General features: G+C 72.6%; 3 protein-coding genes and 1 pseudogene. All 4 read right to left on the minus strand.

Annotated elements, in window-relative coordinates; translation table 11 throughout:
- A pseudogene (locus F2B26_RS15405) lies at positions 1-274 on the minus strand (ribonuclease Y); the annotation flags it as partial.
- A gap of 230 nt (positions 275-504) precedes the next feature.
- The gene (locus tag F2B26_RS15410) at positions 505-1107 is read right to left on the minus strand and encodes a regulatory protein RecX (RefSeq protein WP_159810862.1); all 603 of its coding nucleotides are present in this window, start codon (positions 1105-1107) and stop codon (positions 505-507) included.
- Between the two features lie 25 nt (positions 1108-1132).
- The gene (gene recA / locus F2B26_RS15415; RefSeq protein ID WP_159810866.1) at positions 1133-2176 is read right to left on the minus strand and encodes a recombinase RecA; all 1044 of its coding nucleotides are present in this window, start codon (positions 2174-2176) and stop codon (positions 1133-1135) included.
- Positions 2177-2410: 234 nt separating this feature from the next.
- On the minus strand, positions 2411-3086 hold a 676-nt coding region (locus tag F2B26_RS15420; RefSeq protein ID WP_159810864.1), incomplete at its 5' end, for an MBL fold metallo-hydrolase.

The following is a 3086-nucleotide window of genomic DNA, read 5'->3' on the forward strand; positions in this document are numbered from 1 at the left end:
GTGCCGCCTCGTCTGCGGCGGCCCGGGCGGCCCGTTCGATCTCCGCCACCTCGGTCCGGGCCGCAGCCACCGCTGCCTCACGGTCGCCGAGCCGCAGCTCGCGACGCTCGACCTCGGCGAGCTCGGCCCGGGCCTCGGCCCGGATGTGCTCGACATCGGCGTTGGCCTGCGCACGCACCGCCGTCGCCTCACGGCGCGCGACCTGGACCAGCAGCAACGCGACCAGGCTGACGGCCAGCAGCGTCACGATGATGCCGAAGCTGCCCCAGTCCACGTCGTTCTCCCGTCGAGGGTCTGCACTCCACCACGAACGGCGCGTGACCGATCGGTGACATTCTCCTGCACGTCCACCCTCACAGACGGCAGGACCCACGCGACGGGCGCGTATCCCCGGGACCGATCTCGTGCGGCCGCTCAGCTGTCACGGGCTCAGGCATCACGGGCCCAGCCGTCGAACGCCCAGCCGCCGGGCGCTCAGTCGCCGAACGCTCAGTCGTCGAACGCTCAGGCGTCGAGCGCTCCGGCGTCGTCCACGAGCTCGAGTGCGTCGGACACCTCGCGTCGGGCCAGCTCCTCCCGGACCAGGCGCGCCACCAGGCCCGGCGGGTACCCCTTGCGGCCCAGCGCGGCGAGCGTGCGCCGCACCCGCACGGGGGTGTCGAGAGCGGCGGTCGCGTCCAGCTTGCGCGCGACGAGCCGTCGGGCGGTCGACTCCTCCTGCTCGGGCGTGAGCTGGGTGAGCGCCTGCTGCGAGACCTCGTCGTCCACACCGCGGCGGCGCAGCTCGGCGCGCAGCGCTGCCGAGGCCAGACCGCGTTCCGTGTGCCGGGAGCGCACGACCAGCTCGGCGTACTGCGCGTCGTCGACGAGCCCCACCTCGGTGAACCGGTCGAGGACCGCGACGGCCACCTCATCGGGCACGCCCTTGCGCGCCATCGCCTGCGCGAGCTGGGCTCGGCTGCGCGGGGCATCGGTGAGCATGCGCAGCGCGATGGCGCGCGCCACCTGCTCGGGGTCCGGTTCGGCGTCCTGGGCCGCGGCGCCGGTGGTGGGCGGCTCGTCCGCCCGCCACCGGCCCGACGTCCGTCGGTCACGAGTCGTGCTCATCGCCACGACCCCTCCGATCCGTCGCTCAGAAGTCGACCGGTGCCAGCGGGTCTGCCGGGCGGTCGGCCTGGGCGCCGATGCCGAGCTTCTCCTTGATCTTCTTGTCGATCTCGTCCGCGAGGTCGGGGTTGTCCTTGAGGAACTGGCGGGCGTTCTCCTTGCCCTGCCCGAGCTGGTCACCCTCGTAGGTGAACCACGAGCCCGACTTGCGCACGAAGCCGTGCTCCACGCCCATGTCGATGAGGCCACCCTCACGCGAGATGCCCTCGCCGTAGAGGATGTCGAACTCGGCCTGCTTGAAGGGCGGGGCCAGCTTGTTCTTCACGACCTTGACCCGGGTCCGGTTGCCGACTGCGTCGGTCCCCTCCTTGAGGGTCTCGATGCGCCGGATGTCGAGCCGGACCGAGGCGTAGAACTTGAGCGCTTTGCCACCGGTCGTCGTCTCCGGGCTGCCGAAGAACACGCCGATCTTCTCGCGCAGCTGGTTGATGAAGATCGCGGTGGTGCCCGAGGAGTTGAGCGCGCCGGTGATCTTGCGCAGCGCCTGGGACATGAGCCGGGCCTGGAGCCCGACGTGGCTGTCGCCCATCTCGCCCTCGATCTCGGCCTTCGGCACGAGCGCGGCCACCGAGTCGATGACGACCACGTCGATCGCCCCGGACCGGATGAGCATGTCCATGATCTCCAGCGCCTGCTCCCCGGTGTCCGGCTGGGAGACCAGCAGCGCATCGGTGTCGACCCCGAGCTTCTTGGCGTACTCCGGGTCCAGCGCGTGCTCGGCGTCGATGAAGGCCGCGATCCCGCCCGCCTTCTGGGCGTTGGCCACGGCGTGCAGCGCGACCGTCGTCTTGCCGGAGGACTCCGGCCCGTAGATCTCCACGACCCGGCCGCGCGGCAGACCGCCGATGCCGAGCGCGATGTCCAGGGCGATCGACCCGGTGGGGATCACCTCGATGGGGGCGCGGGTCTCGTCACCCAGACGCATGACCGACCCCTTGCCGAACTGCCGGTCGATCTGGCTGAGTGCGGCCTCGAGGGCCTTCTCGCGGTCCTTGGGGGCGCTCGTCACTGCAGGAGGCATGTCCGACCTCGTTCGTCTCGGGCGGCCGCCGGGGCGGTCCGCGGTGGTGCGGGGGCTGGTCCTGGTCACTCGGGCGACCGTATGTCCGACCACCGACATGCTCGACGGACCGCCCCCCGACCACCTGGCGAGCGTTGCTCGACGGCGGCTGGGGACGGTTCGAAGGTGGTCACCCGCGGACGAGAATACCCGTACACCTGTTCGACACCACACGACACGCCGTCAGTCCAGCGAGGCCCGCTCCCCTGGGTCGAGCACGAGCGGCCGGCACCCGGGCGCGACCCTGGCGCATGCGTGGGCGAACGCCGGACCGGCCCGGTCCATCCAGCCCGGGGGCAACCGACGGCCCGCCGGCGGGTGCAACGTCCCCCAGTGCACCGGCAGCGCGAGCCGTGCACCGCTCTGCGCCACCGCGACCGCCGCCTGCGCCGGGTCGAGGTGCCCACCCGACAGCCGCGGCCCCCAGCCGCCCACCGGCACCACCGCGAGGTCGATCGGTGCCCCGGCCAGCTCGGCGAGGTCACGCATCTGCGGGAACAGGGCGGTGTCACCGGCGAACCAGCACACGAAGGTCGCCGATCGCAGAAGGAAGCCGGTGACGGCGTTCGGGCGGTGCGGCATCGGTCGGTGACCGTGCACAGCGGGTACCCGGCGCACCCGGACGTCACTGCCGGGCAGGTCCCACCACTCGTGCTCGTCCAGCCCGAGCGCCGCCGGGACGCCGTGCTCGCGCAGCCAGCGGGCGTTCGCCGCCGCGGTGAGCGTCGGCACGTCACCCACCAGGTGCAACGAGCCCAGCTCGGCGTGGTCGTGGTGCAGGTGCGAGACGAGCACGGCGTCCGGCCCCGCCCAGTGCTCGGCCGCGGGCGCACCGCCGAGCACTGGGCGGGGCCGGACG

It is taken from the genome of Cellulomonas citrea (assembly GCF_009829685.1).
Lineage (GTDB): Bacteria > Actinomycetota > Actinomycetes > Actinomycetales > Cellulomonadaceae > Cellulomonas > Cellulomonas citrea.